Origin of the sequence: Mucilaginibacter lappiensis, from assembly GCF_900155965.1 — a bacterium.
GTDB classification, from domain to species: domain Bacteria; phylum Bacteroidota; class Bacteroidia; order Sphingobacteriales; family Sphingobacteriaceae; genus Mucilaginibacter; species Mucilaginibacter lappiensis.
Genome location: NZ_FTMG01000021.1, coordinates 38645 through 63688, shown reverse-complemented (window position 1 = coordinate 63688; position 25044 = coordinate 38645). Strand labels below are relative to the sequence as shown.

At 44.1% G+C, this 25044-nt stretch carries 24 protein-coding genes; 8 read left to right on the top strand and 16 right to left on the bottom strand.

All coding sequences use genetic code 11. The annotated features are described in order from the left end of the window. Positions 1 to 52 precede the first annotated feature (52 nt). Together BW976_RS26650 and BW976_RS26645 are read left to right on the top strand one after the other, a co-directional pair. Complete coding sequence (locus BW976_RS26650; RefSeq protein ID WP_076378337.1) at positions 53 to 2461, top strand: DUF2339 domain-containing protein; 2409 nt, start codon at positions 53 to 55, stop codon at positions 2459 to 2461. Positions 2462 to 2594: 133 nt separating this feature from the next. Beyond that, positions 2595 to 3818, top strand: a complete 1224-nt coding sequence (locus tag BW976_RS26645; protein ID WP_175614187.1) for a DUF3999 family protein — start codon at positions 2595 to 2597, stop codon at positions 3816 to 3818. Between the two features lie 188 nt (positions 3819 to 4006). Here BW976_RS26645 and BW976_RS26640 read toward each other — a convergent pair whose 3' ends face one another. The 4 genes from BW976_RS26640 to BW976_RS26625 all read right to left on the bottom strand — a co-directional run bounded on the left by BW976_RS26640 (position 4007) and on the right by BW976_RS26625 (position 7098). Then, entirely contained in the window at positions 4007 to 4936 is a 930-nt protein-coding gene (locus BW976_RS26640) for a TIGR01777 family oxidoreductase (RefSeq protein ID WP_076378333.1), read from the bottom strand. Next, entirely contained in the window at positions 4936 to 5760 is an 825-nt protein-coding gene (locus BW976_RS26635) for a thiol-disulfide oxidoreductase DCC family protein (protein ID WP_076378331.1), read from the bottom strand. Before BW976_RS26635 ends, BW976_RS26640 begins: the two co-directional genes overlap by 1 nt. A 368-nt stretch (positions 5761 to 6128) precedes the next feature. Then, positions 6129 to 6617, bottom strand: a complete 489-nt coding sequence (locus BW976_RS26630; RefSeq protein ID WP_076378329.1) for a T6SS effector amidase Tae4 family protein — start codon at positions 6615 to 6617, stop codon at positions 6129 to 6131. A gap of 4 nt (positions 6618 to 6621) precedes the next feature. Next, the gene (locus BW976_RS26625) at positions 6622 to 7098 is read right to left on the bottom strand and encodes a hypothetical protein (RefSeq protein ID WP_139332436.1); all 477 of its coding nucleotides are present in this window, start codon (positions 7096 to 7098) and stop codon (positions 6622 to 6624) included. Between the two features lie 206 nt (positions 7099 to 7304). On the opposite strand from BW976_RS26625, the gene BW976_RS26620 reads away from it, so the two are divergent. Then, entirely contained in the window at positions 7305 to 7925 is a 621-nt protein-coding gene (locus tag BW976_RS26620; RefSeq protein WP_245834791.1) for a hypothetical protein, read from the top strand. Then, positions 7922 to 8224, top strand: coding sequence for a winged helix-turn-helix domain-containing protein (locus BW976_RS26615; protein ID WP_076378323.1), 303 nt, complete (start codon positions 7922 to 7924; stop codon positions 8222 to 8224). The genes BW976_RS26620 and BW976_RS26615 overlap by 4 nt, the downstream gene beginning before the upstream one ends. Positions 8225 to 8235: 11 nt before the next feature. Here the strand turns inward: BW976_RS26615 and BW976_RS26610 are convergent, their stop codons facing one another. Further along, positions 8236 to 9774, bottom strand: coding sequence for a carboxylesterase/lipase family protein (locus tag BW976_RS26610; RefSeq protein ID WP_084192365.1), 1539 nt, complete (start codon positions 9772 to 9774; stop codon positions 8236 to 8238). A gap of 179 nt (positions 9775 to 9953) precedes the next feature. On the opposite strand from BW976_RS26610, the gene BW976_RS26605 reads away from it, so the two are divergent. Further along, positions 9954 to 10265 carry a hypothetical protein gene (locus BW976_RS26605; RefSeq protein WP_076378319.1) on the top strand — a complete coding sequence of 104 codons (312 nt, stop codon included), beginning with the start codon at positions 9954 to 9956 and terminating at the stop codon, positions 10263 to 10265. Between the two features lie 152 nt (positions 10266 to 10417). On the opposite strand, the gene BW976_RS26600 is transcribed toward BW976_RS26605, so the two are convergent. Beyond that, on the bottom strand, positions 10418 to 12757 hold the full coding sequence (locus BW976_RS26600; RefSeq protein ID WP_076378317.1) for a glycoside hydrolase family 3 protein: 2340 nt from the start codon (positions 12755 to 12757) through the stop codon (positions 10418 to 10420). A 422-nt stretch (positions 12758 to 13179) separates the two neighbouring features. Between BW976_RS26600 and BW976_RS26595 the strand changes: the two genes are divergently transcribed. The 3 genes from BW976_RS26595 (at position 13180) to BW976_RS26585 (ending at position 16812) form a co-directional block, all read left to right on the top strand. Further along, positions 13180 to 14265: a Gfo/Idh/MocA family protein gene (locus BW976_RS26595; RefSeq protein WP_076378373.1), complete on the top strand. Its 1086-nt coding sequence runs from the start codon at positions 13180 to 13182 to the stop codon at positions 14263 to 14265. A 5-nt stretch (positions 14266 to 14270) separates the two neighbouring features. Beyond that, positions 14271 to 15002 (top strand): 6-phosphogluconolactonase, encoded by a 732-nt coding sequence (locus BW976_RS26590; RefSeq protein WP_076378315.1) that lies wholly within the window; start codon positions 14271 to 14273, stop codon positions 15000 to 15002. Between the two features lie 85 nt (positions 15003 to 15087). Beyond that, a complete protein-coding gene (locus BW976_RS26585; RefSeq protein WP_076378313.1) occupies positions 15088 to 16812 on the top strand; it encodes a GMC oxidoreductase in 1725 nt (574 codons plus the stop codon). Between the two features lie 369 nt (positions 16813 to 17181). On the opposite strand, the gene BW976_RS26580 is transcribed toward BW976_RS26585, so the two are convergent. The 10 genes from BW976_RS26580 to BW976_RS26540 all read right to left on the bottom strand — a co-directional run bounded on the left by BW976_RS26580 (position 17182) and on the right by BW976_RS26540 (position 24954). Continuing rightward, positions 17182 to 17646, bottom strand: coding sequence for a phosphatidylglycerophosphatase A family protein (locus BW976_RS26580; RefSeq protein WP_076378311.1), 465 nt, complete (start codon positions 17644 to 17646; stop codon positions 17182 to 17184). 110 nt (positions 17647 to 17756) lie between these two features. Continuing rightward, positions 17757 to 18578 carry a TerC family protein gene (locus tag BW976_RS26575; RefSeq protein WP_076378309.1) on the bottom strand — a complete coding sequence of 274 codons (822 nt, stop codon included), beginning with the start codon at positions 18576 to 18578 and terminating at the stop codon, positions 17757 to 17759. A gap of 35 nt (positions 18579 to 18613) precedes the next feature. Beyond that, positions 18614 to 19534 carry a hypothetical protein gene (locus tag BW976_RS26570; RefSeq protein ID WP_245834790.1) on the bottom strand — a complete coding sequence of 307 codons (921 nt, stop codon included), beginning with the start codon at positions 19532 to 19534 and terminating at the stop codon, positions 18614 to 18616. Positions 19535 to 19870: 336 nt separating this feature from the next. Continuing rightward, entirely contained in the window at positions 19871 to 20044 is a 174-nt protein-coding gene (locus BW976_RS29610) for a hypothetical protein (RefSeq protein WP_175614186.1), read from the bottom strand. 57 nt (positions 20045 to 20101) lie between these two features. Further along, on the bottom strand, positions 20102 to 21250 hold the full coding sequence (locus tag BW976_RS26565) for a toxic anion resistance protein (RefSeq protein ID WP_076378305.1): 1149 nt from the start codon (positions 21248 to 21250) through the stop codon (positions 20102 to 20104). Positions 21251 to 21342: 92 nt separating this feature from the next. Further along, positions 21343 to 21957 carry a TerD family protein gene (locus BW976_RS26560; RefSeq protein WP_076378303.1) on the bottom strand — a complete coding sequence of 205 codons (615 nt, stop codon included), beginning with the start codon at positions 21955 to 21957 and terminating at the stop codon, positions 21343 to 21345. 6 nt (positions 21958 to 21963) lie between these two features. Continuing rightward, complete coding sequence (locus tag BW976_RS26555; RefSeq protein WP_076378301.1) at positions 21964 to 22518, bottom strand: TerD family protein; 555 nt, start codon at positions 22516 to 22518, stop codon at positions 21964 to 21966. Further along, positions 22508 to 23353: a phosphoribosyltransferase family protein gene (locus tag BW976_RS26550; protein ID WP_076378299.1), complete on the bottom strand. Its 846-nt coding sequence runs from the start codon at positions 23351 to 23353 to the stop codon at positions 22508 to 22510. Before BW976_RS26550 ends, BW976_RS26555 begins: the two co-directional genes overlap by 11 nt. Positions 23354 to 23459: 106 nt before the next feature. Further along, complete coding sequence (locus BW976_RS26545) at positions 23460 to 24164, bottom strand: HAD family hydrolase (protein ID WP_076378297.1); 705 nt, start codon at positions 24162 to 24164, stop codon at positions 23460 to 23462. Between the two features lie 121 nt (positions 24165 to 24285). Then, on the bottom strand, positions 24286 to 24954 hold the full coding sequence (locus tag BW976_RS26540) for a TerD family protein (protein ID WP_076378295.1): 669 nt from the start codon (positions 24952 to 24954) through the stop codon (positions 24286 to 24288). Between the last annotated feature and the right edge of the window lie 90 nt (positions 24955 to 25044).

The following is a 25044-nucleotide window of genomic DNA, read 5'->3' as shown; positions in this document are numbered from 1 at the left end:
GTGTTTGCCTTGCATAAATCATTTATCTTTAACTTTTTACTAAACCTATGCCATGGACATTTTAACCATATGTATACTGCTCCTGATTATTTTTTTAATAGTAAGCAACAAAACGGATACTAACCGTAAGTTGAGCGATATTGACAATAAATTAGCTGAATTAAAACGGTTAACAGATGCACTTAAGCTTTACAGATCATATGAAGAACCGGTTAAAAAGGCCGAAGAGCCCAAACCCGTTATTATCGAAACACCACCGGTTGCTAAAACTGATGAACTGGTAAATATACCCCAGCCAGAACCTGTTGCTCCACCAGAGCCGGAGCCTACATTTATTAAACCAGATCATATTGAGCGGCAGCCTGAAGTTATATCAGATAGCTTATCAGCCATCCGCAGGCCGGTTAAAACCGGAAACTTTACTCCGCCAAAACCTAAAGAACCAAAACCATCCTTCTTTGAAAGCCACCCCGACCTGGAAAAATTCATCGGCGAAAACCTCATCAATAAAATTGGTATTGCTATACTGGTTTTAGCCATAGGCTTTTTTGTAAAATATGCCATTGATAATGATTGGGTAGGCCCGATTGGCCGTGTTGGCATCGGCGTTGTTTGCGGAGCCATTTTAATTGGTATTGCCCATCGCATGCGTAATAGTTATAAAGCCTTTAGCTCGGTACTGGTAGGCGGGGGGTTAGCGGTGTTTTATTTTACCATAACGCTGGCTTTTCATCAGTTTAACTTATTCAGTCAAACGGTAGCATTTATTATCCTCATCGTGATCACCATTTTCGCAGTGCTGTTATCCATGTTGTATGATAAGCAGGAGCTGGCCGTGATTGCCCTGGTGGGTGGCTTTGCCAGTCCGTTTATGGTAAGTAACGGGCATGCCAATTACGATGCCTTGTTTATATACCTGTTGATATTGAATACCGGCTTGCTCATCATCTCTTATTTTAAAGCCTGGCGCGTGCTCAATATCATCAGCTTTGTGTTTACCGTGATTGTTTTTGCATCGGTGCTGTATTCATTGAGTGCGCCAAGCTATCATATCGGCTTTATTTATGCCAGTATTTTTTATGTGCTGTACTTTATTATCAATGTAGCGCATAACGTTAAGGAAAACAAAAAATTCATCGCCTCTGATTTTACCATCTTACTCAGCAACACCGCGCTTTATTTCGCGGCCGGTTTATATCTGCTTACCATGATGAAAGAAGAGCAGTTCCGGGGCCTGTTCTGCATAAGCCTGGGCGTAGTGAACCTGGTGCTATCCTATGTACTGTTCCGCAACCGTAAGGTTGATACTAATATCCTGTACTTGCTCATCGGCATCACGCTTACGTTTATTTCGCTGGCCGCGCCTATACAGCTGCATGGCCATAGCATTACTATTTTCTGGGCATCTGAAACTGTGTTGCTTTACTGGCTGTACCAGCGCTCGTCTATCCAGCTAATGAAGCTTACTTCCTTGCTGCTTTGGATTGCCATGCTGCTGAGCCTATTGATGGACTGGTTCCAGATTTACAGCGACAATAGCCTAAGCCTTACTGTTATTGCCAATAAGGGTTTTATCACCACATTAGTTGCCGCTATAAGCTCGTATCTATTATCGGTATTGGCTGGTAAGGAAGAGCCGGCTACTGCAAAAGGCGTGGCTGTAAACCGGCATGTTTTCAGCATAAATGCTTTAGCGCTTTTGTTTTTAAGTGGCTTATTTGAGGTTAACCACCAATTTTTAAATCACTTCCCTAATACATCCCTTAACGTATTATATATGATGCTGTATACTCCTGCATTTGTATACGTGTATTACCTGGTATCGTTAAAAGTAAAAGCACTCAACTTTAATGAAAAAATAAGGCTGGCCATACTCATGGTATGCGTTACGGTTTACCTGGCTTTAACACCCGAATTTTTCGACTTACAGCGTATCATGCTGGAGCAGCAAAAAGTGCCTGCCAGTCATTTCGCGGCGCACTGGATAGCGGCCATTTTTGTTGGCCTGTTGTTTTACCGCATCATTCGCCTGAGTCAGAAAAACCTGGACGCCGGCATGAAGGTAATGTTCACCTGGCTCATCAGCGGGGCGGTGGTACTATTTTTAAGTTTGGAGATAAGCCTGCTAAGCAATTTTATGTTTTATGGCAATAGCCATTCGATCGACCGTATTGAAACGGTCTATATTAAAACCGGTCTGCCTATTTTATGGGGACTATTATCCTTCGCATTGATGTGGCTGGGGATGCGCCATAAATTAAGGGTAATGCGGATAGTATCATTAAGCCTGTTTTCGTTAACGCTGCTTAAATTATTTTTGTTCGATATCAATAACATACCGGTGGCGGGCAAAATAGCGGCGTTCTTTTGCCTGGGAATTATACTATTGGTGATATCGTTCATGTACCAAAAGGTTAAAAAAATTATTGTTGATGATGAAGCCAAACCTAAGGATGAGTAAAATAATTTCCACAAAAGCCCCCTCTAAATCTCCCCCGGTAGGGGAGACTTTTGAAAGTTACTTTAAAGCCCTCCCTTCCGGGGAGGGTTTGGGTGGGGCTTTTGCCCAGATTATTTTTACAGCTTTACCAAAAATGAGTAAAATATTAACCCTCACAGCGCTATTTTGCGGACTGGTGCTATCGGCATCGGCACAACAAAATTTCAAGTATCAGGCAACTCTGCCCAAGGTGGATAGTACAGGATTTTACCGTATCAGCCTACAGCCTGCTTTTGTAGCCAAAGCTAAAGCCGATTTGTCCGATATCCGGATAGTTGACGCTAAAGGTAATTTTATACCCTATATACAGGCGGGGAGCCTTCCTCAAAAAGATCAAAAAAGTTTTGTGGTTTTTAACCAGGTTGATGCCCGGCTGAGCACCGATACGGGCACAACCCTCATTGTAGAAAACAAAACAGGCCTGGCGCTCGACCGCCTGTGGATAAAGCTGCAAAACACAGCCGTACAGCGTAAAGTGAATTTAGTAGGCAGCGACGAGCTGAAACAATGGTTCGCCATTCAGGAAGATATCCCATTGCAGGAAGCTGTGGTGAATAGCGAGGGCACGTATATGCAATCACTCTCTTTCCCGGCAAGCAATTACCGTTACCTTAAATTGCTGGTGAATGATAAGAACAAAACACCTATTAAATTTCTGCAGGCTGGTGTGTATACGGAATACGCAACTACTTTAAGCTATGCTCCGATATCACCCATTCAGTTAACCCATGCCGATAGTAACAAGACTACCTATATCACCCTAAAATTGAATGACAACTACCAGGTAAACAAGCTGCACTTAAACATTACCGCGCCAAAATACTTTAAGCGCGACGTGTTGGTTTACCAGATTACAGGGCATGACAAGCAGCTGCTTTGCGAAGCGGAACTCAATTCCACCAAAGCTACCGACCTGCTGATAGCCGCCAAGGCCAACCAGCTGATCATACAAATAAGCAATGGCGATAATTTGCCATTAACCATTGCGAGTGTAGATGCCTATCAATCGGCCGAGTCGCTGATCAGTTACCTGGATGGCAAACAAACGTACCGCTTACTGGCCGGCGATCAATCGGTACAGGCAGCGGAATATGACCTTAAATTTTTTGCAGACAGCATCCGCGATAATACTCCGCAGATAAGTCATGAAGCGGTTAGTCAAAACACGGCCTATCAAGCCAAACAACCTCCCAAAGCTAGTCGCGATTATACGGTGTTTATTTGGATTGCTATTGTGATTGCCGCAGGGCTGTTGTTATTCCTGACTTTGAAGATGACGAAGGAGGTGAAGAAAAAAGCAGGGGAGCCGAGGGAGTAAAAGTTTGCTATCAACCTGCAATAAAAAACGAGTCATCCTCGCTCCCGCGAGATTAGCGCAGCGTATCTCGTGGGAGGCATGATTAAAGCTTTCAGCTTTAGTGTTCAGCTGAAAGCTGAGACCATAGTTGCAACGGGCTGAAAGCCCGCGGCAGCGAAGTAAACTTTAATAAAGAAGGCGTATCTATCTCACCCTTTAATACTCAAAATATCATGCACGGCGTATTCGGCTTTTTCATACTGAAATACGAAACCAGAGTCCAGCAGGCGCTTGGGTTTTACCCATCGGCTTTTTAGTATCAGTTCGGGTTCGGTACCAATCACTACGGCCCCAATATCAAGCAACCATTCCGGAGCGGGCAGGCCAAATGGCATACCATAGGTTTTGCGTATAGTGTGCATCATATCGGCATTTTTTATGGCATCGGGTGCTGTGCAATTAACCACACCCTCTATTTCGGGATGATCAAGCAGCCATTGGGTGCTTCGGGCAACATCCTGTTCATGCACCCAGGCAATGTATTGTTCACCTGTGCCTTGTTTACCTCCAAGCCCCATTCTTACCAGATTCAGTAAACGTGGAAAAACACTATCGCTACGCCCCAACACAATACCCATGCGCAATGCGATCTTTCGGGTGTGAGGTGTCTCGCTTTTCAGGAAAACCTCTTCCCATATTTTACATACATCAATAGAAAAACCATAACCAATTTCGCCGGTTTCCTCATCCTGCGGATGGTCTTCTGCATGGCGGTATATCGTAGCAGAGGTTACGTTGATCCACAGCTTTGGCGGATTGCTCATTTTATGTATAGCATGCCCAAGCAATTCTGTAGGCAAAACACGTGAAGTGACGATCTCTGATTTATTTTTTTCGGTATAGCGGCAGTTCACATTTTTACCGCAAAGGTTTATCAGCATATCGGCACCAGAAAGGTGTACTGTCCAGCCGTTCTCGGCCTTACCATCCCAAACCACCGTACGGATGTTATCAACAGTTTTAGCCTGTTTGCGGGCCAGTATGATCACCTCGTTTGCCTTGTCTTTATAATAGTTTGCCAGTACAGTACCCAAATAGCCGTTGCCACCGGCGAGTACAATTTTTTTGTAGATTTTCATTAGTTCAGGTTTAAAATCAGTGCCAATAAAATAATGCGGTATGCAACCCAGGTGATGGTCAATGTCCACCCCAGGTTTAATAGCTTAGTTCTGCGGATATGTTCCAGAAACATTAATCCGGCCACTCCCATAAAATACAAGGCATACACCTCAGACCCGAATTGAAGCCAATGGTTTATTGCCATTGGAATTAAAAGCAGCAAACTGCCTGCCAAAGAAATAGTCATCATATTGCCCAGGTAGGTCCATATTTGCCGGCGGTCCCAAAAGCTCATCACCGTTCCCTGAATAATGATCTGTCCGCCGCATATCATATACTCACGATAAGCATTTCCCAAGGGTACCGTTGGGCTCAGCAAATTTGCATAAGCGGTAAGCGTAAACCCAACAATAAACCAGGTAAACAGCAGGTAAGCTATACGGTAATGCAATTTAAACGTGGGTTGATATGTAAATCCATCGCCCTCTTTAGTGGGAGGAATAATAACCCGCCTGTTGTATGATATAAAAGCGTAAAGTTTACTCATGAGCCATACAAATGGCTTAAACGCGAACAACGGCGCGAATACCGGCCAGGTGTTGCCAATTATTTTAAACAGGCTTTTGATACCGTAAGTCACCTGGCCGGTTTTCAGGTTGATGAGGGCAATTTCATTGGCGGCGCGCTGGCGGTCATACACCGGGCAACTATTTTCGGGCACCTGCTGATAAGCCTGCCGGCCATCGCCGGCCAGCATACCGGTTTTAACAAAGGCTTTGGTATATATACTGCACATAGGGCATTCGGCATCAAAAAGTACCATATGATCATTTAGCGTTTTCATACTGCTATAATTTTATGTTCTGGTAATTCAACAACACAAAATTACTATTTATTTTGAATTTTCAATAATTATTGAAAATATAATTAAAAAAAGATAACACCCACATGAGCCTAATCTTTTGTACTTGCCACCGCTCTGTTCATATCCACACACTCTCTTCGTGTGCTACAGAAAGGACGTTGGGTAAATAAGCAAAAAAAATCACGGAGTGCGGTATAGCGTTATTCGGCAGGATATACCGATGACCTGTGAAGAAGAAAATCATCATTAGAGATACAGGTAATATACCTTCACCGGACATTCCCGTAAAAGACACATTACCTGCACTTTAGAGTTTTTATAATTAATTTATTTGTAGCTACAAATAATCAACATTTCCACAGCGAAATAGCGGTGGTTTGTTTCATGGCAAAATAGTTATGATCGCCGCAATAAACACATGACAAGCCATCCCAAAACGTAAAATGCCCGCTCGCATCACTCCAGCCGCTTACATCAAATTTTATAATGCCACGTACACCCTGAATGGATTTCAGATCATATTCCCCGTCTTTTCTTTTCAACACCATTGTTGGCTTGCTGTATTGATGTTGCAAAAATGTATTAAACTCGCCTACCCTGAGCGCATAATTCAATTTATCACCGCCTTTAACAGTTAGCATGCCATGAAAATTGGAGGGTATATCAAAAAGACTCCCGCTATTGGCATAATTAAAAGCCCGGCTCATCCTGATTACACAAGTATTGGTAAAGTTTGGCGATTGTATTTCGCCTTTGATCAGCTCTTTAACCTGGGCAGCGCTGTATTCGCTCCCCGGGTAATTTGTTATTAAACTTTGATACGTGGGTAATAGCATGGTATTATTTAAGTTTTGAAATATAGTTCTTCAACGAATCGCTATATGTAAATTCTACGTTTGGTTCTGAACGCCCCCATTGTACACCTTCGTTATAAAGCTGGCGATCCTGGGTATTGGGTTTAAGAAATATGATGAGGTCTTTTCCTACAAATTCTTTGTAATCTCCTTCTTCTAAAAAAGCCTCGTATTTAATGGCCGCATTAGCCGGCTGTTTCCCTTTATAGGCTGTTAGTAATCTGGCGCTAACAATATATACCTCCTGACTTTTTACGGCATTAATCACATGAATTTTAGCTACCAGGCCAGACTTGACATACAGATCCTTCACCAATGGTTCTGAAAACTGCACAGAATCGGCTTTAACCGGATTTGCATTTACCGACTTAATGGTGTCTTTTACTGATGTAGATTTTTGATCGGGGCTCTTACAGGCAGTTACGAATAATAAAAAAACAGACAGGAATATAAAAGTGCGCATCTGATTGGTTAAAGTGTTTTCATGTAACATTAACCTTAAAGAAAAGTTTTGATACCAGCTTAACTCACTCCTATATACTTTAAGTATTGTTAATAAAATCATCCTGTTTTGCCTAACCGGTAACTACCACGGGTAATGGTTCTTTTCGCCGTTTATCACTAATCCTTTTCCAATCTCTCTTGCCATTTCCAAATATCTTATTAACTTTGAAAATCAAAGCACTTTCAATGGAAGAAAAAGACATTCACGCCGAACTCAGCTCCATCCGCGACCTGATGGAGCGTTCGGCTAAGTTCATTTCGCTTAGCGGCCTATCGGGCATTATGGCAGGCATTTATGCCCTTATTGGTGCGGGCATTGGTTACAGCCTGCTACAAACTGGCGACTATGAACATAACAACATCGTGTCCATCGCCGAGCTATTTCTGGTAGCCTTCGCTGTTTTGATTCTCTCCATTGGTACAGGTGTCTGGTTATCCTACAGAAAAGCGCAAAAAAATGGTCAGCCCTTCTGGAGCACGGGCAGTAAAAGACTGCTGATCAATATGGCTATTCCGCTGGTTAGTGGTGGCTTGTTTACTTTTATCCTCATTTACCATGGTCATTATGGTATTGTTGCACCGGCTACATTGATATTTTATGGCATGGCTTTGGTTGCCGGTAGTCATTACACCTATTCGGGCGTAAAGAGTTTGGGGATCATAGAGATTTTATTAGGTTTGCTCGCCGCACTGGTACCCGGATATGGCTTGCTATTCTGGACCATCGGCTTTGGCGTGCTGCATATTATATACGGCACCGTGATGCACTTTAAATACGATTCGTGAAAATATCGTTAGACCAGTTTGATAAAGCATTTGAAAACCGCATACGCCTGCAGATCATGAGCGTATTGGTTGCCAACGAAAGCTATGATTTTAACTCGCTTAAAGAGTTACTGGAGCTTACCGATGGCAACCTGGCTTCGCACTTGAAAGCATTGGAAAAGGAGGCTTACATGGAAGTGCAAAAAAGCTTTATCGGCCGTAAACCCAATACCCGCTACTCGGTTACCGAAAAAGGTCGTGCTGCTTTCAAAAAACATTTGCAGGCATTGGAAAATCTGATCAAACAGCAGAAGAATTAATTTACAATATTCTATTTTCCGCCCACCTCTTTTAGCATAAAATCCAGAGCGGCCTTATCAGGCAAAGTGGTCGCCGCTGGTTTTTCGCTCAATATCATGATCTGGTTATTATGCGTATTGTAGGCGGGCCACACGGGTAGCCCTTTCCCGTTGGGGTTACCCGTTTTGGCAAAGTTCACCCAATAGGCTGATATCGTCACCGCCAGCTGGTGATCAACCTGCTGCCATGGGCGGTTTAAAAACCGGAGGTTATCATAGGCATAAGCTACTTCGCCAGAGTGGAAGGCGCCGTATTTTACAAAATCTTCCGTAGCGGGCACTCGTCGGGTAAATCGATAAACATATACTTTTGACCGCCCTTTTTCGCTTTGCGTATTGGCCCAGGTATAATTTTGTGTTCCAAACAGCCGGTCGCGGTTTATCCTGATTTGTGAAGTTGCTGCATCAGCATCTGTATTTGCAGGGTAAAGCTGTATAAAAGCATTGGACCTGATCCCATATTGTTCCAATACTTCGGCCCTGTAATCCGTCGTGTTTTTCAATTTACCCACAAACGCATCGTCCTCGTTCCACCCAGTGAGTAGCGGCACATCGTTCTGTTTGCTTTCGGCAAAGATGCGCGCTATATTTTGAGGCAATACATAACCATCTACAATGGGACGGTTTTGCTGACCTTTGCCCACCAGTTCGGCTGCCGGTTTTGCCCTTAATTCGGCAATGGAATTAGCGCCCAAGGCCTGTGCTGTTTTTACGCCATTGGCTTCGGCCTCGGCCAGTTCGGAGTCTCCCTGACCGATAAAGCTGGCGCCGCTTTCGGCAATAGCCCTTTGAAACAGCCCTTTACCTAATGGCGAGGCCACCAGGTAATTTACACTTATGGAACCGGCAGATTGCCCGGCAATAGTTACATTATCCGGGTCGCCACCAAAAGCTTTGATGTTTTGTTTGATCCATTGCAATGCGGCCAGCTGATCCATCAACCCATAATTTCCGGATGCATTATGACCCGATTCTTTGCTCAGTTCCGGATGAGCCAGAAAACCAAATATCCCAACCCGGTAATTGATCACCACAAATATTACCCCCTTTTTCGCTGTAGCTTCGCCGTCATAAAGAGGTACCGCTGCCCCTCCTGTCGAAAAACCTCCGCCATAGATATAAACCAATACCGGTCGTTTTTCTGCCGATGATCTGGCGCCTGTCCATACATTTAAATACAAGCAATCCTCGCTGATAGGTTCACTGGGGATCAAAAACTCACGCGTGTAAACGCCAAACTCATGAGGTTTAGGCTGCATGGGGCTAGCCGAAAACGCTGTGCATTGTTTTACACCTTCCCAGGGTTGTACCGGCTGGGGCGCCTTCCATCGCAGATCACCAACGGGTGGCGCGGCAAAGGGGATCCCCTTAAATATATGTATATCTCCTGCAACATTGGTACTGCCCGAAACAAGCCCTGCATCGGTTTTAACGATGGTCAGATCGGCTTTTTGAGCGCTGGCCAAAGTGCAGTACAACAACATTACAGATAATAACAAGCAGTTTTTCATAATCATATGTTAAGGTTTACCATCAGCTAATTTATAGTTTTACCCCTGCCCTTTTATATTTAACCGCACGGGCATATTGTACTTTGTCGCAAAACACCCTGTAAAAAGTCTTTTTTGCCCGTTTTACAGCTGACATTTAGCCGTTATTTTTACTCATCTAATCATCCAAACCAATCATTATGAAAATAGTAAGAGTACATTACACCACCACGCCCGAGTTTGCCTCTATAAACCAAGCCAATATTGCCGGCATTGTAAAAGAATTAAAAGAGCTTAACCACCCAGGAATTAAATACGGTTGCTGGCTACTACCCGATGGCAAAACATTTATGCACTTTGATCAACTTGAAAATGAGGCGGCTCATGAGGTACTGACATCTTTAGCATCATTCAAAAAATTTGATACCGAGCTTTGGGCCAGCAATCTTGAAATTGAACCTGTGCTCGACCTGCTTTCCCCGGTTGCTTCTACTGAAGAATTTTGGGGATAAAGTAAAAACATTCAGAAGAGATAAAAAAGTTGTCATTTCGAACGAGGCACGAGGAGAAATCTTTTACGATTTGCAATTGAAGCCTTGCACAATGCAGAAGATTTCTCCTCGTGCCTCGTTCGAAATGACATTGAGTATTCTTAATATCTAATTTAAGGCTTTACCCCTGTCTTCTTATACTTAGCGGTACGGGCATCATTAATAACGCCTTTCCAGTTCAGACCGAAACCAAAATCATAAGTATTGCCTTGGTCATCTACATAACATTTCATATCATGGGGCACATCTTCAAACTGTTTTTCAACCGTGTGCATATCAGCAGGCATTTGCAGTGGCAGTAATGCTGATGGTTCGCTGTTGCCCGTCAGTATATCTAATGTCGCCTGTCCCTGCACACCAAAATCAACTACAATGGCGTTGGTATTTTTTTCAAACTCCGAAAACACCATCGGGTTGGCCATATTAACTGAGACAATCACCGGCTTACCTTTCATCTTGGTATAGGTATCGTTTACCATAGCCAGATCAGTTACATTGATGGCCGTTGCCGATTTATCTTTATAAGTACGATTGGTGAATTTTTCCAGCGGATCGCCGCCGGCTATACTGGTTGCGCGGGCATCAGTCGCAGTATATTTTTGGTATTGCAAACTTACAGGTACATAACCGTTGCCGCCATTTTTGGCATCGTCGCTGTTATAACCGCCGCCGCTGTTAGGACTGTTGATAAACACCAGCGCATAATCAGCTTCATCAGGATTTTCAGTCACTTTAAAATATTTCTTTACCGTTTCTATATTCACCGGGTATTCCAGTTTTTCGGGAGTTTGCATACCGAGGAAGTTTTTACCTGCAGGGGTAAATTGCTTAGGTACATATACCGTTTTGTTTTTGGTAAGCGGCAGCACATTGTTCTTATTCTTCAACATCACAATAGATTTCAGTTGTGCCTGGTAACCGGCATTCATAAAATCGGGATTACCTACAATACTTTTTGATACCTGCGGATCAAGGTATGGGTTTTCAAAAAGCCCGGTTCTGAACAGATTACGCAGCAACCTTACTGCCGACTGCTCAAACCTTGCCCGCATAAAGGCTTCGCCATGCTCTTTTACCCCCATCTGGTAGGCAGCCACCACTGGAGCCACTTCATTATTACCCCCAAATTGATCGACGCCTGCCATCAGTATTTTATAGTGTCGTTGCGCAACCGTAAGCCCTTCCACACCCCATGATTTGCCCGACAGAAACTGATCGACCGCGGTTTCATCACCGGTAACCAGCCAATCGGTACATACCACGCCATCAAAATGATATTTCTTTCGGAGCAGATCATTAATGATATAGGAGTTATAATTATTCGCTACATTTTCCTTGTTTTTGGTATCCTGATTAAAGGATATGGTATAGTAGGGCATTACCGATGCGGCCATGCCAGTTTTACCGTTCAGCTTAAAAGCGCCTTCGGTAAAGGGGATCAGATGTTGCTTAAAGTTGTTGCCCGGATAAACGGCGTACTTGCCATAACCATAATGCGCATCGCGGCCACCCTCACCAGCGCCACCACCGGGCCAGTGTTTTACCATAGCGTTCACGCTGCCGTATCCCCAGCCTCCGGTAATTTCCTTGTCGCCAACAGACGTTTGGAAACCATCAATATACCCCCGCGCCATATCGGCCGATAGCTGCGGATCTTCCCCAAAAGTACCACTCACCCGCCACCAGCGCGGATCGGTAGCGATATCTACTTGTGGCGAAAGCGCTGTAGCAATACCTAGAGCCCGGTATTCCAGCGCAGCGATATGACCAAAATCTTCTACCACCTTGGGATCAAATGTAGCAGCAAAACCCAGCGACCCGGGCCACATGGAGATTGATCCCCCCGCACCCGCATTAAACTCAGCCGTAGCCACGGTGCCATGCCGCGGGTCGGAGCTGTTATTATTGGGGATACCCAAGCCTAAACCTTCCACAAATGCCTGGGCATTATTGTTCCATTGCGCTGCCACCTCCGGACTTTGAACCGAGGTAATGAGCACATGTCGCACATTATCTTTTTCCAGAAATTGCTTTTGCTGATCAGACAGGTCATAAGGTTTAGCGCCGCTTTCGGCAAATACCTTACCGCCATACGTCCCGGCGAAAGGTCCAGCTGGTGCCGCTGGTATAGGCTGATGCTTACTGTACAGCATCAAACCGGCAATTTGCTCTACGCTCATTTTTGAGGCCAGGTCCTTTGCCCGTACATCAACCGGCAGGCGCCAGTCCTCGTACTTATCCAGCTTGCCGTTCTTGTTCAGGTCTTTAAAAGCGAAGCCATCCACCGTTAATATTTTTACGCCGGATGTGCTGGAATACCCCAGATTTTGCCCGCCGCTATTGGTCACCCAGACAACGTCGCCCGATTTGTTTTCTGTCCATTTGGTTTGACCCATTACTACAGTTGCAGGCAGCAGTCCCAGTAAAGCCAGGAGTTTAAATTGATTCGCCATAAAATTTATACAGGTTATGTACAGTTTATAAATGCCATGACAACAGATGATGCAGCACTGGCAGAGTTTTGGTTTATAAATATCTAATTAACAACAAATAACAATCATTGTGTCAATATTACACAATAATATGTATTAACTTTTTAAATTGCAAATGTTCATAAGCAGAAATAAGTTGGCGGATTGGTGTAAGGTCATTCAAATGCGGCCTGTTGCCGATGCTAAATCCTTTTTAAAACTTTAATTAGTTTTTTTGATTTAGTATTTAATTCAGTAATCTTGAATAAACCTAACAGTGCCTGGCTTTACAAGTATTGAGAATGAAGTTTAAATAAGAGACGCATGTGATGCGCCTTTACGCACTGTTTTTTTGTGGAGACGCATCACGTGTGTTTCCCGAACCAATTAATATAATTATGCCCATGAACAGAACCAAAGTAGCCATACTCGGAGCCGGTTTTATTACCGATATCCACATGGAATCATACCATCGCTTTATACCCGAAGCCGAAGTAGTTGCCGTATACGCCCGCAACCCGGATAAAGCCAAAGCCTTTGCCAAAAAACATGAGATAGCCCAATGGTTTGATGACATTGATCAGCTCATTGCCGAATCGGGTTGCGAGGTGGTGGATATCTGCCTGCCCAATTATCTCCATGCACAGGCCACCGTTAAAGCAGCCAATGCCGGTAAACATATCATTATTGAAAAGCCACTGGCTGTAACGCTCGAGGAGGCCGACGAAATGATAGCTGTCTGTAAAGCCAATAACGTAAAGCTGATGTACGCCGAAGAGCTATGTTTCGCGCCTAAATATGAGCGTGCCCGGCAATTGGTTAAAGATGGGGCTGTAGGGGAGGTATTTATGCTGAAACAGGGCGAAAAACATTCGGGCCCGCATAGTGATTGGTTTTATGATATTAACCTGGCTGGCGGCGGTGTTATTATGGATATGGGCTGCCATGCGCTGGGCTGGTTCAGGTGGATGCTTAATGATGCCAAAGTGAATAATGTGTACGCCACTATGAGCACCGTATTTCATAAAGGCCGTACCAAAGGCGAGGATAACTCGGTGATTATTGTGGAATTTGAGAACGGCGTGACAGCTGTGGCCGAAAACAGCTGGGCCAAACACGGCGGTATGGATGATCGCTGCGAGATCTATGGCACCGGCGGCGTTATTTATGCTGATCTGTTTATGGGCAACGCAGCCGTTACCTACAGTCGCGAAGGTTATGGTTATGCCATGGAAAAAGCAGACACCTCCAAAGGCTGGAGCTTCACCATTTTTGAAGAGGCCTTTAATCAGGGTTATCCGCACGAACTGAAACACTTTATTGATTGTGTACGCCATGATAAAACCCCGCTAGTAACCGGCGAAGACGGCCGTGCCGTGTTGGAGATCATTTATGCGGCCTATGCTTCGGCTGGGCAGGGCAAAAAGATTAACCTGCCATTTTCGGCTAAAGTAGCCAAACCTATCGATCTTTGGTTAAATCATCAATAAGCAGCATGACTATACAACGGTATAAAGATTACGATTCGTTATCATCCGCAGCAGCTTATTTAGTATGGCGACAGATCAAACAAAAGCCTGATTCACTGATCTGCTTCCCTTCGGGCGATTCACCGACGGGGATGTTTAAGTTTCTGGTACAATATGCCAAAGAGGGGAGGATAGATTTTAGTCGCGCGCATTTTGTGGGTTTGGATGAGTGGGTGGGTATGGATAAAAATGATGAAGGTAGCTGCAGCCATTATCTGCACAAGAATTTCTTTTCGCTGTTAAAAATAGCGCCGGCACAAGTGCGTTTTTTTGACGCGAAGGTTGCTGACCTTGATAGAGCGTGTCAAGAAATGGATGAGCATATTACTAATCTCGGAGGGCTGGATATGATGATTGTAGGTATTGGCATGAACGGCCATATCGGCCTGAATGAACCCGGTACGGATTTTAACGTTTATGCCCATCACTCCGCATTAGCTCCCGTAACCATCGATGTAGCCAAAAAGTATTTTACACAGCAACCGCGACTGACCGAAGGAATCACGCTGGGCCTCCGTCATTTGGCCGAAGCCCGGACACCGGTGCTGATTGCCAGCGGCTCGAAAAAGGCAGGCATTATAGCACAGGCCCTGAACGGCCCGGTAACAACTGATGTACCGGCTTCTATCTTTCAAAACCTACCGAACACGCAGATCTTTTTAGATCATGGTGCGGCAGAAAAGCTGAATAAAGAGTAAAATAAAAGAATAATTACACACCGATATCGACAAAATCTATATAAATAAATCATTGAATAGTTTTTACATATAATCACTAATCACCATGCCCGATCAATCAAAAAAACCACTGCAAACATCAGATCATTTAACTTATGATGCCATTGTTATAGGCTCGGGTATTAGCGGTGGTTGGGCTGCTAAAGAATTATGTGAGCTGGGTTTAAAAACCCTGGTGCTGGAGCGCGGTCGTAATGTGGAGCATATCAAAGACTATCCCACCGCTACGCTGGATCCCTGGCAGTTTAAACATCGCGGACAAATGACCCGGGAATTTCTGGGGGAGAATCCACTCATCAGTAAGGCTGCAGGTTTTGGTGAAGACGACGCGCATTTTTTTATAAAAGATAAAGACCATCCCTACATACAGGAAAAACCTTTCGACTGGATACGGGGATACCAGGTTGGCGGCAAATCGCTTACCTGGGGACGGGCCTGCCAACGCTGGAGCAAATATGAGTTTACCAATCCCGAGCGTTTTGGCTATGGTATTGCCTGGCCCATCGGTTACGATGATGTAGCTCCCTGGTACTCACACGTAGAAAAATTCATAGGCGTATGCGGTAATAAAGATGGCATTGAGGCCATGCCCGATGGTGAATTTCTGCCGCCCTTTGATATGAATTGCGTGCAGGAAGTGATCAGCAAGAAGATTAGTGAAAACTATCCCGACCGGCACTTGGTGCACGCGCGCTGGGCACATCTAACCAAGCCCAATCAGCTCCATCTGGATCAGGGACGAGGCAAATGCCAGGCACGCAATATATGTATGCGCGGCTGCCCGTTTGGTGGTTATTTTAGTTCGGTAAGTTCCACACTGCCCTGGGCCAAACGCACAGGCAATTTAACCGTCAGACCATTTTCAGTGGTTCACTCTGTTATTTATGATGAAAAACTGGGTAAAGCAACAGGCGTTAAAGTGATAGACACTAATACCAAAGAAGTAATAGAATACAAAGCAAAGATCATTTTCATGAATGCCTCGGCACTGAATACCAACCTCATCCTATTGAATTCAACCTCAGCACGCTTCCCTAATGGGCTAGGCAATGACAATGGACTACTCGGCAAATATGTGGCATTCCAAAACTACCGGGCATCAGTAACCGCCGGCATAGACGGATTTTTAGACCGATACTATTTTGGTCGGAATCCTACGGAATTGATCCTGGCCAATTACCGCAACTTGCAGCGGCAGGAAACTGATTACAAAGGCGGCTTTACCACCTTTATGGGGGCTTATCGACACCAGCATCCGGCTGAAACTGCTACAGATGAAATAGGCGGCGACTACAAAGATTCGTTAACCGAACCAGGGGGATGGCAGGTGTATATGTACCTGCAAGGCGAAACCGTTCCTAAAGAAAGCAACCATGTACGCCTCAGTAAAGATCAGAAAGATCAATGGGGTATCCCGCTCCTGATCACCTCGGTAGAGTACGATGATAATGACGAGCGCATGATACAGGATTTTTTAACCCAAAGCGCCGACATGCTGCAAAAAGCCGGCTGTACCAACATCGAGAAGCATGAGAACAAACAAGCACCCGGGCTCGACATTCATGAAATGGGCGGCGTACGCATGGGCAAGGATCCCAAAACATCACTGCTTAATCAATGGAACCAATTGCACCTATGCAAAAATGTATTTGTTACCGATGGCGCCTGCATGACCAGCACCGGCAACCAAAGTCCGTCGATACTGTATATGGCCTTAACCGCACGGGCCGCTAACTATGCGGCGGGGGAGATTAAGAAGGGGAATTTGTAATCAATTAGCAGATCGAATTAAAAATTAAAAAAGCTTGGGTTGTGCGATTCCCTTCCCTCGGGAAGGGAAGGTAGGGGTTTCGTAAGCATTCTGGGGTTCTATCGCACGTATAAACCCCTCCCTGCCAAAACATAATCCGACGCCCCCCTCACGTCAATGTCATTAAGTTAAGCACATGGATCCCCACCTAAATCCTCCCCGGTAGGGAGGACTTTAAAAAACTGAAGCTAAGTCTCCCCTTCCGGGGGAGATTATTACATGAGGGCTTCGCCGTTTAGAGGGGGCTTTTGCGGAATTTCTTTTGCGTTTCCCCTTAACTTAATGACATTGACCCTCACGTGAGGAGGGAATTATAGAAGGAATACGGACCTACCCACCAAACTTGAGCCAAAGCAGGTAGCCTACCCACACCAGTATATTGGAGTAAACGCCGGCCAGTACATCGTCCATCATTACGCCGGTACCGCTGGGCAGGGCTTCCATTTTGCGGATGCCCAGGGGTTTTACAATATCAAAAAAGCGGAACAGGATAAGCCCGCCAATCAGGGTATAAATATTCATGGGCACAAACACTACCGCTATCAGCATACCGGCAACTTCATCAATCACCACCCGCGAACTGTCTTCGCCCCAATCAGGCTCCACTTTGTTACTGACATATACACCCAGCAGGGTTATTATAATGGTAATCACAAACAGGTACCAGGGATTTTGCCATACCGGGCTTTGCCATAACAGCCAAATAAACCCGCAGGTTACTATAGCCGCATAGGTACCACCTCCTTTTAAAAAACCGATGCCAAATATGGAGGCGATTATTTTATTTAAGTTCATCTTTTTTGAGTCATTTGGTCATTGAGTCATTCAGTCATTAGTATTGGTAGCCATGATAAAATCATATCACCTAATTCAATGACCAAATGACGTAATGACTCAGTGAATAATTATTGCTTATCCAGCACATCTTCCGCTGCTTCGGCTACTTCCGGTTCGATGGTGTGCCTTTTAGGGAAGTTGAATAACAGCGATGTGAGCACTGGGATAATAAATACACCTACCGTAAATATCGAGGTGAAAATATCAGCTTTTTCACTCTCCATAAATTTGGAGAAGGACGACGTTTCATTAAAGTGTACAAACAATGATGCGGATAATTTAATCCCCAGAACACCGATCACGATAAAGGCCACGGTTTCCAAAAAGGTAAACTTTTCCATCAGTTTCACAAAGGCCTGGGCCACAAAACGCATAGCCAGTATACCAATGAATACACCGATGTATATCAGCACTACGTGGTCTGTAAAGGCCACGGCAGCAAACACGTTATCGATAGAAAAGGCCAGGTCCATCAGCTCTACCAAAGCGACGGTGGCCCAAAATACGCCAAACACACCTACGGTTGAGCGGTACAGCCAGTTCTTGCTTTTATCCACCTCTTCCTCTCCTCCTTCGCTATTGGCAGCCTGAATTTTACCCTTAAAATAATTAAAGCTTAGGTACAGCAGGTATAAGCCTCCAATAGGTTTTAACCACCAGATCTTTACCAGCCAGGCTGCTAAAAACAAGCATACCCCACGGAGTATATAGGCGCCTAATATTCCGTACCTTAACGCTTTTTTACGCTGAGCCGGAGGCAGATCCAAAACCATGGTAGCCAGTACCGCGGCGTTATCAACCGAGAGTAAACTCTCAATAACAATTAAGTTTAAAATGATGAGCAAACCGGCTTTAATATCGGGGCCCAGGATGGTGTGTAAGAAATCCATAGAACAGGTAAGGAATTAATTTGGGGTTAAATAAACTAAATTAAATCGGTATTCAACATGCTTTTTAAAATATTGGCCTGCACATCAATGTTACTGATGTTTTCCATAAAACTTATGTCTGATATCTTTTTATAATTGTCGGCCAGCAGGTTTTTGATCTCGGTGGGCATAGCTGCTTTCATGGCCGAAGCGTTACCTTCCAGCTTGTCGTTCTTATCCCGCAGTTCGTGTACCAGTTTTTCCTTTTTTGACATATTATTGGCCATGTCTATGCTGGCTATTTTTGCAATATCCAGAAACACGAACAAGTTATCCGACAGCGAATAGATCAGGTACCGGTCGTCGTCTACAAATTTATAGACTTCGGCCACCTGGGTACCCGCTTTTAATCCGCAGTAAAACTCGGTTTTGAATTCATACTTGCATAAAACCCCCATTAGCTTACGCTGAATAGTAGCATACTCATCGGTGTAAACGTCCTTGTCGTTATAGGCCGTTATCTCTTGCAGCAACTCGGGAGCAATAGGATAAAAAAAGTCGGCCGCAAACCTGGAGCTAAACGCGTTGATGTTTTTTGACAGCGGATTATCGGTCGAATTATCCGACAGTACCTGGAACAGCTTCCGCAGTGATAAATTGACTTTCAGCGCCTGCCGTTGCTTTTCGAGGTTGAAATTAGCCAGGGTATAGTAGGGGTCGTTCAGCCTGTCGATCATTTCCTTGTTGATCTGGATCTCATCGAAAAGCATGCTCACGTTGGTTTCGTTGTTCTTTTTGATCTTGCGGAGCAGATCGATGAGGCTTTGGGTAAATTGCAGGTGAAACAGATCGAGCTTGTTGATATCCAGCTCGGGGTTGGTTTCAAAAAGCTTGTGGATCACCTGGCTGCGCAGGTATATTTTATAAATGATATCATCACCAAAAAAAACAGAAAGCAATTGCAGCTTACTGAGCATTCGGTTTGACTGATTTAAAATATTTAACCTGCTTTCATCCATCAATTTGGCGACCTCAAATTTTGATTAAATGCAAAAGTGACTCTTTTATCCATCACGTCATTGCGAGGAACGAAGACAACCGACCAGCGGGAGCTCATTAATATCCTAAAAAGATAATTAACTACATTAATAATCCCCTTTATACAGGGCGAATAATGCAAGTCGTAGAGCGCTCAATTGCCGCTAAGGCTGTTACTTTTGTCTTGATACAAAAGTAACCAAAAAATCAAGTCAGCAGAAATGCTTCTTTACACTCTTGGCCTTTACCCTGCAAACAGGCAGAACCACGGGCTGCTAAACCTTACCTCTACTTCGTTCGCTCATTCCCAATGCTTCGGCAAGGTTTGCTAATGCCCCTGCCTCAACACAAGCCATCATGTTCTGCCTGTTTTCGGCCGAAGCTGTTCTGCTGACGGGGAAAAGATTAAAATAAAAAATGTCATTCTGAGGAACGAAGAATCTATTCACAAATTATGTTAATTGTAGAATAGATCCTTCCCTGCCGCTCAGGATGACAAATTGTGGTTACCCGTTGGTAACTGTTTTTTTCAGTTCCACTTCCAGGTTTTGCAGTTCGGTGTTGAGTGTTTTGCGGTTGGCGGTACCTTCTTCGTGAATGCGTTTAACCTCGGTAAGCGTTTCAATAAGCGACGCTGTTGTTATTTTCAAAGTATCCAGCGACACTACGGTTTTCTCATTTTCTCTGGCAACGTCAATACTGTTTTGTTTCAACAGTTCGGCGTTCTTTTGCAAAATAGTGTTGGTGGTATCCGATATCTTTTTCTGCATCTCCACGTTTTCCTTTTGACGGTTCAGGGCCACGGCAATGGTCAACTGGTTTTTCCAAACCGGGATAGTGGTTGATACAATAGACTGTGCTTTTTCGGCAATGGTGGTATTGTTACTTTGCACCACGCGTATTTGCGCCAGCGATTGCAGCATAATGAAACGTACCACTTTCAAATCGGCCAGGCGCTTGTCTAAACGGTTCACAAAATCGCGCATATCGGCAATTTCATAATCATTATAAGCCGATGGGTTGGCATCCATCTGTGCCAGCTGCTCGCTCAGCTCGTTGTATTTTAACTGGCCAGATATGATCAGCTCTTCCATTTGGTGGATATAGCCTACATTACTGTCAAACATGGTTTGCAGCGAGCTGTTATCCTTTAATGAATTAACACGACCGGCTTTGATCTTGTTGGTGATCTGATCAATGTTGTTAATTACCGTATCATACTTCTGGAAAAGCTTTTTGGCATCAACCACCAGCTTTTTCATAAAAGGGATGTGCGATATAAAGGAGGTGAACGCGTTTTGGTTCAGCTCATCCACATCAATATAGTTCAGTTCAGTAAGTAAGTCATTGATGAGGCCACCAACCTCGCCCGAGTTATAGGTACGTACCGAAGTAAGGAAAGTATTACTATACTTTTCCATAGAGTTTTGAACATCTGTACCATAATTAAGGATGGAGTTTACATCCTTGGGATTAAGTGCTTTGGCTACTTCGCCATATTTTTGCACCTCGGCCTGGGTAATATTGGCCAAATCAACATTACCTTCTTTATCAAGCAACTTCGCCGGTGTATTGGTATTAGTAGCCGGAGCCGGATTAATATCTAAATTAACCGGCGTTATATTTAGTTCGTTATTTCCTGGTGTACCTTCCATTGTATTGAGTTTTAATGTTGTTGGGGATCGTGGTTCGTGTTGCGCGGTTCGCGTTGAATAATACCCGAACCGCGCAACACGAACCCCGCTCTCTATAAATAATTTTGTGCCATGGTTTTAACCGACTCTTCCAGTTTCCTGTCGCGGGTTGGTTCGCCAATGGCGTTAAATTTCCATTCGCCGTTCTTTTTGTAAAATACGCCCATCGCCATTGATACATGGCCGGCAAAATCTTTGCTGTGCGCAATATCATAAGTAGCAAATACTTCATTTACCCGGGTTGGGGTACCTTCGTAAATGCGGATGGATGCAAACGGGATAGTCCCAAAATCCTGCCCGCGGAAGCTATTGAGGATAAAAGCCACGTAACCGACAGAGCTGCTCAAGGCCGACAGATCAACGGTGATCACTTCATTGTCCAAGCCGTCGTCACCAGCCATATCGCCGGTCAAATCGTCACCGCTGTGCCTTACCGCGCCATCCTTTGATTGCAGGTGACCGAAGTAAACTACATCTATCAGTTGTTTATTATCGTCATATAAAGCGCAGCTGGCGTCCAAATCAACCGCTTCTTTTGTAGTGCCAAAACCAAACAGGCCCTTCTTTTCAATAGCGCCCCAGTTAATGCCTACACAAACAGTTTGCAATTTGCTGCCGTTACTTTTCTCCAGACTAATCCGTTGTCCTTTTTGAAGATTGATAGCCATAGTATATTATTGGTATTTGGTTAAATAATCCTGTAAACCGCCTTTCATGCCAACACCTACAGCTTCAAATTTCCAGTTGTTATCTTTTTTGTAGATACGGCCAAATTCAACAGCTGTTTCTATCGAAAAATCTTCTTCCAGCTCATATTTTAAAATATCGGCTCCGGTAGCAGTGTCAAATATCCGAATGAAAGAGTTGCGTACCTGGCCAAAATTTTGCTTACGGGCCTCGGCTTCGTGAATAGTTACCACGATGCTTATTTCAGATACTTTAGAGTCAATTTTTGACAGGTCAACCTTAACCTGCTCATCATCGCCATCACCATCACCGGTCAGGTTATCACCTGTATGTTCCACCGCGCCATCCGGCGATTTCAGGTTGTTGTAAAAAACAAAATATTCGTCGGCTATAATTTTTTTATTATCGCCCAATATAAAAACAGAAGCGTCCAAATCAAACGCGCTCCCTGTTGAAGACGTGTTGGTATCCCATCCCAGGCCAATGGTAAATTTGGGGGCATTGATGCTTTCCCGCTGACCTTTTTGCAAGTTAATTGCCATGTTGAATTAATTTATGATTGTTTAAAAATAGGTTTTCTTTTATAAAGTTCAGGTTAAGTGCATAGGCTTCAATGGTATGGTAGCCATTACCCAGGGACATATCATAAAGCAAGTTTATAAAATCAAACGTTTGATCCTGGATAAAAATACAAAAACTCTCAAAATCGTAATTTAAAATATACTTTACGATACGGGTGTTGATGCAAAAATTATTGCTTTTGATGATGCCATCCAGATCAAAAATGTTTTTTACCTGGTGATAATTTAAATGGTTCTCGATATTAGGGTGAATGTTCTTATTCACCAGCTCGGCAAAGTACAGCATAAATATATCGTTGCTGAGCCCATATTCGCTCACCATTTTCATGATCATGCGCTCGTGGCTGCCGGTTATTTTAATATCATCCAGAAATATGAGCGTTTTACCTTCCAAAAAGTCCTTATCGATATGAAACGAATCGTTACCAATCAGGCTCATTCTTTGCTCGGCATCCAGTTCGCCATAATCCTCTTTATAGGTAATGGTGCGGTGCACTTTGGTTTCCTGCACTACGGGATAGCCATGCCGGGCAAGCCATCGATTAAGCCGGGCCACAAACCAGTTTTTCATGGCGAAGGTAGCCGTTGGGATAAACGAATACGGGCTTGATATCACCACAATTTGTTGTTTGATGGAATTTTCGGTTAGATAATCCCGGATAAAGCCATCGGCCAGGTGCGTGCCAAAATATTTGGCAACAGCATCATCGCCAAACTTAAAACGGCTGTAATCATCGGGGTTAAACCCAAATGCCTGCACATTGTTGATATGATGTAATGAATAGGTGGTGTTCATTCGTCAATTATTGAATTAGTGATTTATTGGATTAGTGATTTTTATAGCTTCGTACGCGAAAAAATCATTACTCCAAAAATCTTTGTTCATTGTTCCAAAAATCCTTTTATCTATAATAAGTTAATAATGAAGAAATGGATGTGTTGTTTGAATTGACAAGCAAACTTTTTATGCCTGCTGCCGTAGCACCTTCAATATCAGCCTTAGGGTTATCGCCAATGTGAATGATGCCGGTTAAAGTTATATCTTTTTCTTTATTGATCTGTTTAATATTTTGAAGCATCAAATTAAAAAACTCCAGGTTGGGTTTCGACATGCCTACCGCGTCTGAGTACAGCTGAAAATCAAAGTATTTATCCATCTTTAATTCGGCCAGTACCTTTTTTAATGTTGCTCCTTTTATAAAGCCGGTGTTGCTTAGCAAACTAAATGTTGCACCGCTTTTTTCTTTTAGATTATCCAACACCTCAATTGTTACAGACTCATAAACCGTGGGCAGATGCTTAAACACCAGCAACTCCATATCGGCATAAAGCTTAAGCGTGTCGATACTATTCAAATTCAGTTGATTATCATTAATCAGGCTGATCACCATCAGGAACATCTCTTCGGCATCGATATTTTTGCCGGTACGCTCATTAACAGCATTGCACATCAGGTCGACCGTGCGGAATGCTTTGGCCACCTCATCTATGCTTTTACCGGAGGGGTTAAAATCGCGGTGAAAGATGCGGGTACGCTCGATTTTATAATCAGGATTGGAACGGATCAGTGTAAGCCAAAGATCAAAAGAATAGTGCTGGTAGAACATTAGGTTCGGGTTATATGGGATCGGGGTTCGGGGAACGAGTTGCGTGTTATGAGGATCGGGTTGCGAGTATATAAGAGCATACCATTTAAGCCCCGAACCTCGCAACACGCTCCCCGAACCTTTAATACTGTTTAAGTATTTCTAAAAAATTGTCGGTGTTGTGCGGTTCGCCGATGGCTCGGAATTTCCAGGTACCATCTTTACGGTAAACCTCGGCAAAGGTCATGGAGCACATGCCATTGTAAGTGGAATCACCGGAAAGACTGAACTTGGCTATCTCCTTGCCGTGATTATCTACCGCGCGGATAAAAGCATTATCAACCATACCAAAATGCTGGTTGTTTTTGCGTCCCTGGTAAATGGCTACTATAAAAAGAATACGGTCGAATTTGGGGTCGAGCGAATCCAGTTTAACGATGATCTGTTCATCGTCGCCATCACCGGCGCCGGTACGGTTATCGCCGGTAAGCCAGATATGACCCGATGGATGCTTCATGGAATTGAAATAGATCACATCGCCTTCGTACAAGCTTACCTTATTGCCATTTGGCTTTTGAAAGGTGCGGCCTCTGTCAGCCACCAGTCCGTTCTTATCCAGCAGGAAAGCAATGGCATCCAGGTCGTACTCAGCTTCTTCGCCGCCGCCAAAAAGCTTGCCCAAAAAGCCACCGCCGCCGCTTTGTTTTACATCCCAGCCTAAGCCAATAGTAACCGACGACAGATCAAAACTTTCGCCTTTATCATTTTTACGCAGATCAATTGTTTGACCTTTTACTAAATTAATTGCCATAGTTGTATAATTAAAAGTCCCTCCTAAATCCTCCCCGGAAGGAAGGACTTTAAATAAAAAGTCTCCCCAACAGGGGGAGATTTAGAGGGG